This window comes from Streptomyces sp. NPDC029296 (genome assembly GCF_055569255.1).
In genome coordinates, this window is record NZ_JBVHXT010000026.1 from 71628 (window position 1) to 78731 (window position 7104).

At 72.7% G+C, this 7104-nt stretch carries 8 protein-coding genes; 3 read left to right on the forward strand and 5 right to left on the reverse strand.

Annotation, left to right across the window (positions count from 1 at the left end; genetic code table 11):
- Positions 1–71: 71 nt before the first annotated feature.
- The gene (locus ACZ4W9_RS22975) at positions 72–809 is read left to right on the forward strand and encodes a bifunctional DNA primase/polymerase (protein ID WP_467938692.1); all 738 of its coding nucleotides are present in this window, start codon (positions 72–74) and stop codon (positions 807–809) included.
- Positions 810–851: 42 nt separating this feature from the next.
- On the opposite strand, the gene ACZ4W9_RS22980 is transcribed toward ACZ4W9_RS22975, so the two are convergent.
- From ACZ4W9_RS22980 to efeO, 4 genes are read right to left on the reverse strand one after another with little or no spacing between them, the layout of a single operon-like run.
- Entirely contained in the window at positions 852–1844 is a 993-nt protein-coding gene (locus tag ACZ4W9_RS22980) for an SCO2278 family lipoprotein (RefSeq protein WP_467938694.1), read from the reverse strand.
- On the reverse strand, positions 1804–2676 hold the full coding sequence (efeU, locus tag ACZ4W9_RS22985) for an iron uptake transporter permease EfeU (RefSeq protein ID WP_467938696.1): 873 nt from the start codon (positions 2674–2676) through the stop codon (positions 1804–1806). The genes ACZ4W9_RS22980 and efeU overlap by 41 nt, the downstream gene beginning before the upstream one ends.
- A 3-nt stretch (positions 2677–2679) precedes the next feature.
- The gene (gene efeB, locus ACZ4W9_RS22990; protein WP_467938698.1) at positions 2680–3930 is read right to left on the reverse strand and encodes an iron uptake transporter deferrochelatase/peroxidase subunit; all 1251 of its coding nucleotides are present in this window, start codon (positions 3928–3930) and stop codon (positions 2680–2682) included.
- 18 nt (positions 3931–3948) lie between these two features.
- Positions 3949–5085 carry an iron uptake system protein EfeO gene (gene efeO / locus ACZ4W9_RS22995; RefSeq protein ID WP_467938700.1) on the reverse strand — a complete coding sequence of 379 codons (1137 nt, stop codon included), beginning with the start codon at positions 5083–5085 and terminating at the stop codon, positions 3949–3951.
- Between the two features lie 224 nt (positions 5086–5309).
- Here efeO and ACZ4W9_RS23000 point away from each other — a divergent pair, with 224 nt between their 5' ends.
- Together ACZ4W9_RS23000 and ACZ4W9_RS23005 are read left to right on the forward strand one after the other, a co-directional pair.
- A complete protein-coding gene (locus ACZ4W9_RS23000; RefSeq protein WP_467938702.1) occupies positions 5310–5954 on the forward strand; it encodes a PhzF family phenazine biosynthesis protein in 645 nt (214 codons plus the stop codon).
- A 113-nt stretch (positions 5955–6067) separates the two neighbouring features.
- Positions 6068–6337, forward strand: coding sequence for a hypothetical protein (locus ACZ4W9_RS23005; RefSeq protein ID WP_467938703.1), 270 nt, complete (start codon positions 6068–6070; stop codon positions 6335–6337).
- Here the strand turns inward: ACZ4W9_RS23005 and map are convergent.
- Entirely contained in the window at positions 6300–6977 is a 678-nt protein-coding gene (gene map, locus ACZ4W9_RS23010) for a type I methionyl aminopeptidase (protein ID WP_467938704.1), read from the reverse strand. The genes ACZ4W9_RS23005 and map overlap by 38 nt on opposite strands.
- Between the last annotated feature and the right edge of the window lie 127 nt (positions 6978–7104).

Below are 7104 nucleotides of genomic sequence, written 5' to 3' on the forward strand. Positions count from 1 at the left end.
CGACCCCCGGAGCACGCGATGATGGGACGATGAGGCATGCTGTCCGCTACACCAGCGAGGCGAGGGGATAGATGAGCGGGACGTTCGGCGGCCGGCCCGGCCGGCAGGGCAGACTCTCCCAGTGGCTGCGCGGACGCCGCCCGAAGGAGGGCGCCGCCGACGACGGCGGCCGCGAGGCCCTGCTGCTCGCCGCCGCCGGCGCGGGGCTGCCGCTCGCCCCGGCCGCGCACCCCGCGCCCGGCTACCGCTGCTCCTGCGACCGCGTCGGCTGCCCGACCCCGGCCCGGCACCCGGTGTCGTTCGCCTGGCAGACGCAGTCCACCACCGACCGCACCCAGATCGAGCGCTGGGCCCGGCACCAGCCGCAGGCCAACTTCATCACCGCCACCGGCATGGTGCACGACGTGCTGGACGTGCCCCTGGAGGCCGGCCGGGAGGCCCTGGAGCGGCTGCTCGGCGCCGGGATCGAGGTCGGCCCGGTCGCCGAGAGCGACGACGGCCGCATGCTGTTCTTCACCCTCACCCGGGGCACCCCACAGGACGAGGACGAGTGGTGGCCCTGCGAGCTGGACTGCCACCCCGAGACGATGGACGAGCATCCGGGCCTGCGCTGGCACTGCCGGGGTTCCTACGTCCTCGTGCCGCCCGCCCGGCTGCCCGGCGACGACGGCCAGCGGGTGCGCTGGGTGCGCGGCCCGGAGCACGCGCTGCCCGACCCGCTGACCCTGCTGGAGCTGCTCACCGACGCCTGCGCCCGGCACGGCGCCGAGGCCGACCACCCGGGCGCGGCCTGGCCCCTGCGCCACTGACCGGCGTCCCCGGGCCGGCGCTCCCGGCCGGCCCGCCGGGGCTCAGCCGCCCTGCGCGGACGTCAGTCCCTGCACCCGCCCCAGCATCCGCACCGGGCCGTCGCCGGCCGGGTCGAGCACGACCTCGTTGGCGAGGGACTCCATCGTCAGGGACTGCTTCACCTCGCCCTTGATCAGGGCCTGTACGTCCTTGTTGGGCACCGGCACGATGGCGCCGGCGGCGGCGGTCCGCTTCTCGTAGTGGTGCGTGGTGAAGAACACCAGCGCCCCGCCGTCCGCGGTGCGCAGCGCGAGCGGCGCGTAGGCGCCGTGGGTGAGGGGCTCGTCGATGAACTGCCGGACCAGTCCGGGCTTCTCGGCCTCTTTCCTGCGCTCCGCGCGCAGTGCGCTGGTGTACCGGCCGTCCGCGAAGGTCTTCCCGCCGTTCTTCAGATAGGCCGCATATGTCCTGCTCAACGCGTCGGGGCGGACGGCCAGTCCCGTGGCGCCGGCGGGCACGGCCTCGGCCCAGCCGTCCTCGTCCTTCTCGAACTCGGGCAGGTCCCCGGGCGCCACGAGGGTCAGATAGGCCACCTGCCACCGCTCGTCGAGGCCGTTGCGGGTGAACACCAGCAGCCAGCGGGCGTCGCCGCCCTTGTTGCCCCGGGCGTCGGCGACGAACCAGCGGGGCCAGCCGGCCTTCTCGGGGATCGTGATCCTCACGTCCGTCAGGGCCAGCGGGATGTGGGCCGGGTTGCCCGAGGGGCTGTTGACGTGCCCGGCCTTCAGCCGGGCGGAGTCGATGTCGGCCGGGGCGCCGGTGATGTAGGGGGCGTCCGCGGAGCCGTCGTAGGTCTTGTCGGCCTTGTTGTACGCGTCCGTGAACGCGGTGACCGCCCTGGCCGCCTCGGCGCGGGTGGCGGCGGGCAGCACCTCGCGCTCCCCGTGCACCACCACGCACCCGCTCGCCGTCAGCGACAAAGCGGTCAGTGCCGCCGCTATGAGTGCGTTGCGGTCACGCCTGCGAAGCCGCCGACGGCTGCGTTCCCTGGTCATCGGGCTCCTTCACCTTCCCCTTCCCGGAGGCGAACCCTACCGGGGAGAGGAACAGCGCGAGCACCGGGACCAGATACAGCGCCCACACCGTGACTTGCACGACCGTCGGATCCGGCTGGAAGTTGAACACGCCCTTCAGCAGCGTGCCGTACCAGCTGTCCGGCGGGATGGCGCCGCTGATGTCGAACGCCAGGTCGTTCAGGCCCGGCACCCAGTCGGCCTCCTGGAGGTCGTGGAAGCCGTACGCCAGCACGCCCGCCGCGACCACGACCAGCATGCCGCCGGTCCAGGTGAAGAACTTCGCCAGGTTGATCCGCAGCGCGCCCCGGTAGAACAGCCAGCCCAGCAGCACCGCCGTGGCGAGGCCCAGGGCGACGCCGGCCAGCGGGCGCGGGGTGCCGTCGGAGGCCGCGTGCACCGACGCCCACACGAAGAGCGCGGTCTCCAGGCCCTCCCGGCCCACGGCCAGGAAGGCGGTGGCGACCAGTGCGCCGGTGCCGAGTTTGAGGGCCGCGTCCAGCTTGCCGTGCAGCTCCGACCTGAGGTTGCGGGCGGTGCGCCGCATCCAGAACACCATCCAGGTCACCAGGCCCACGGCGACGATGGACAGGGAGCCGCCGAGCGCCTCCTGCGCCTGGAAGGTCAGCTCCTGCGAGCCGAACTCCAGGGCGCAGCCGAAGCCCATGGCGATGGCGATGGCGACACCGATGCCGGCCCAGATCGGCTTGACGGCGTCCCGGCGGCCGGTCTTGACCAGGTAGGCGATCAGGATGCAGACGACGAGCGACGCCTCCAGTCCCTCGCGCAGGCCGATCAGGTAGTTGGAGAACACGGGCTACGCCTCCTTCGAGAACAGCGTCCGGCCCCACCAGTCGCCGGAGTCCCGGACGCCGGGCGGGATCGCGAAGACCGCCGAACCCACGTGCTGGATGTACTCGTTGAGCGCGTCGTGCGCCGACAGCTTGCGCTGGAGCGGGATGAAGCCCTTGCGCACGTCCCGCTGGTAGGCGAGGAAGAACAGGCCCGCGTCGAGCCGGCCGAGGCCGTCGGTGCCGTCGGTGAAGGAGTAGCCCCGGCGCAGGATGGTGATCCCGCCGTTGGAGTCCGGGTGCGCGAGCCGGACGTGCGCGTCCGGCTTCATCGCCTTCAGGAACGGCTCGTCGTGCTCCTTGGCCTTGCCGACCGGGGCGCCCTCGCGCTTGTCCCGGCCGAAGACGTCCTCCTGCTCCTGGAGCGAGGTGCGGTCCCAGGTCTCGATGTTCATCCGGATCCGCCGGGCGACCAGATACGACCCCCCGGTCATCCACCGCGGTCCGTCGCCGTCGCCCACCCAGACGTGCCGCTCCAGCCGGTCGGTCTCGGTGCCCGCGATGTTGCGGGTGCCGTCCTTGAAGCCGAAGAGGTTGCGCGGGGTCATCGCGCCCGGGGTGGTGGAGGAGGTCTTGCCGAAGCCGAGCTGGGACCAGCGCACGGCCACCTTGCCGAAGCCGATGCGGGCGAGGTTGCGGATGGCGTGCACGGCGACCTGCGGGTCGTCGGCGCAGGCCTGGACGCACAGGTCGCCGCCGGTGCGGGAGCGCTCCAGGTTGTCGCCGGGGAACCTGGGCAGGTCGACCAGGGCCGCGGGCCGCTCGCCCGCCAGCCCGAACCGGTCGAACAGCGAGGGCCCGAACCCGATGGTCAGCGTCAGCCGGGACGGCTTGAGCCCGAGCGCCTCGCCGGTGTCGTCCGGCGGGGCCTCGGCGAGTCCGCCGTAGGCGCCGTCGCCGACCGGCTCGCCCGCGGTCATCCGGCGGGCCGCCGCCGTCCAGTCCTTGAGCAGCTGGACGAACGCCTCGCGGTCGTCGGTCTTCACGTCGAACGCGGCGAAGTGCAGCCGGTCCTGCACCGGGGTGGCGATGCCGGCCTGGTGGGCGCCGTGGAACTCCACCGCGCCGCCCGACCCGTCGGCCACCGGGTCCATGTCGTCGCCCGCCCGGGCCATCGCCACGGCCCCGCCGGCCGCGGCGGCCCCGAGCGCGAGCCCGGCACCGCCCCAGCCGATCAGCGCCCGGCGCGACGGAGTGCTCCCCTGGGTCTCGGTCATCGCCCTTCCCCTCCTGGCTTACTTCACGACCGCGGCGGCGAGCTTGGACAGCGGCTCGGCGAGCGCGTTCACCGCGTCCGACAGCTCCTTGCGCTGGTCCTTGCCGACCTTGTCGTAGGAGACGAAGTCGTACGACGTCTTGTCCGAGCGGTACTTGTCCAGCAGCGCGTCCAGCGCGGCGAACTGCTTGTCCAGCTCCTTCGTCAGCGCCGGGTCGTTCTTCGCGGCGACCGGCTTCAGCAGCTCGTAGGCCTTCTGCGCGCCCTCGACGTTGCCCTTGAAGTCGACGAGGTCGGTGTGGGCGTAGCGGTCCTCCTCGCCGGTGACCTTGCCGGTGGCGACCTCGTCCAGCAGCTCCTTGGCGCCGTTGGCCATGGAGGTCGGGGTGATCTCGGCCTTGCCGACGCGCTTCTGCCAGTCCTCGAGGTCCGTGATCAGCCGGTCGGCGAGGGCCTTCTCCTCGGCGCCGGTCTTCTCGTCGTGCCAGAGGGCCTTCTCCAGCCGGTGCCAGCCGGTCCACTTCTGCCCGGGTTCCAGGCCGTCCTCGCGGACGTCCACCTTCGGGTCGATGTCGCCGAAGGACTCGGCGACCGGCTCGGTGCGCTCCCAGCCGAGACGGGAGGGGCCGTACGCCTTCTTCGCCGCCTCCAGGTCGCCGTCCTTGACCGCCTTCGCGAACGCCTCGGCCTTCGGCAGCGTCTGGTCGGCCTGGTCCTGGGCGTACATGCGGTACTGCGCGACGGCGGTGTCCAGCCTCGGGTCGCGCTTGGCGGCGGAGCCGGCGCCGGTCACGGTCAGCTTCTGCCGGACGCCGTGGCCCTTCATGCCGGGCCGGCAGGCGATCTCGTAGGAACCGGCCTTCACCTCGGCGGTGAGCGTGTACTTCGTGCCCGGCCCGATGTTCTCCTTCTCGGAGACGATCCGGTCGTCCGGGAAGAGGATCTCGACCTCGGTCGCCCGGGAGCCCTTGTTCTCGATCTTCAGGGTGACCTGGCCGGCCGGTACGGACTTGGCGGAGGTGTCGCACGTGGAGTCGGCCGCGGTGACCCGGACGGCGTCACCGTCCTTGGCGTCGCTCTTCGAGGTGCAGGCCGAAAGGGCGGTCAGAGCGGCCACGGTCGCGGCGGCGATGACGGTCGGTCGGACGGCTCGCATGCAGGCTCCAAGCGCAATCTCGTAGGTGAGGCTGCCCTAACTTACCCGAGGCTTACCACGCCCGTCCCCGTGCGGTCGGTGATTCACCTCTCACGGAGGGCGCACGGGCGGCGCGCGGACACGGCTTGATTGCGATGCCCCAAAGCGGACATCACGGCCGGGCAAAGGAACGGTCAAAACGCCCGGTGCGGTCCCGGGCGGCCCCGTGGTGCTTGAATGCCCAGGTGAGCGACTACGACGTACTGCGCGTCTTCTGCGGCCCGGACGGCGGATACGGCAACGAACTGGGTGTCGTGCGCGACGGCTCGGTACTGCCCGGGCGGGACGACCGGCAGGCCCTGGCCGGCAAGCTCGGCTTCAGCGAGACCGTGTTCGTGGACGACCCCGAGCGCGGCGTCGTCGACATCTACACGCCCACCCTGCGCCTGCCGTTCGCCGGGCACCCCTGCGTGGGCACCGCCTGGCTGCTCGACGTGCCCGAACTCGTCACGCCCGCCGGGGTCGTCGGGGCCCGGCAGGACGGCGAGTTCAGCTGGATCGAGGCGCGCGCCGAGTGGGCGCCGCCGCGCACCCTGCGCCGCTGCGCGAGCGCCGCCGAGGTGGACGCGCTTCCCGTACCGCCGAAGGGGGAGTGGATCTACGCCTGGGCCTGGGAGGACGAGGCGGCCGGCCGGATCCGCGCCCGCGGCTTCCCCGGCCGGGACGACGGCGTCGACGAGGACGAGGCCACCGGCGCGGCGGCCCTGCTGCTCACCGAGCGGCTGGGCCGGGCGCTGAACATCACCCAGGGCCGGGGCTCGCAGATCCTGACCGCGCCCCAGCCGCACGGCTGGATCGAGGTGGGCGGCCGGGTCCGCCTGGAGCGCTGACGCCCGCTGGCGTCCGGGTGACGGGCCGCGCGCCGTCCGGGTGGAACCGCGTGTGCGCGCGTGGGGGAGCGGGGGCCTCTGGCGTGACCACTCCGCCGCCCGGGAGGAGCACCATGCGCATCGGATCCGCCCTGGCCGCGACCGTTCTCGCCGTCGCCCCGGCCGGCCACGGCGCCTCGACGGCAGCCGCCGGCACCCACGCGGTCCAGGACGACGAGGCCGTCTGCAGCCCGTACGCGGGCGCGCCGACCTCGCTGGAGAACCGCGTCACCTGGTCCGGCTCCCACTGCGGCGACTACCTGCGCCGACCCGGGGCCGGGGCGACCCGCGCGCGGTGCGCGGGTCTCAGGGGAGGGTCAGGATGTCCGCGCCGGTGTCGGTGACCACGAGGGTGTGTTCGAACTGGGCGGTGCGCCTGCGGTCCTTCGTGACGACCGTCCAGCCGTCGTCCCACATGTCGTACTCGTGCGTGCCCAGCGTCAGCATCGGTTCGATCGTGAACGTCATCCCCGGCTGCATCACCGTCGTCGCGTGCGGGCTGTCGTAGTGCGGGATGATCAGCCCGGAGTGGAACGACGTGCTGATGCCGTGCCCGGTGAAGTCCCGTACGACGCCGTAGCCGAAGCGCTTGGCGTACGACTCGATGACCCGGCCGATGACATTGATCTGCCGGCCCGGCCGCACCGCCTTGATCGCCCGGTTGAGCGCCTCCCGGGTGCGCTCCACCAGCAGCCGGGACTCCTCGTCCACGTCGCCGACGAGATAGGTGGCGTTGTTGTCGCCGTGCACCCCGCCGATGTACGCGGTCACGTCCAGGTTGACGATGTCGCCGTCCCTGAGGACCGTCGAGTCGGGGATGCCGTGGCAGATGACCTCGTTGACGGACGTGCACAGCGACTTCGGGAAGCCGCGGTAGCCGAGCGTGGACGGGTAGGCCCCGTGGTCGCACATGTACTCGTGGGCGACCTTGTCGAGCCGGTCCGTGGTCACCCCCGGCGCGATGATCTTCGCGGCCTCCTCCATCGCCCGCGCGGGGGGGGGGGGGGGGGGGCGCAGCGGCTCGAAGGGCTCGGGGGGGTGGACATCCGGCACGGTGTGCGGCGACGGGGCAGGCTAGAGCGGAAGAACACACGCCCCAACCCCAGCCCCC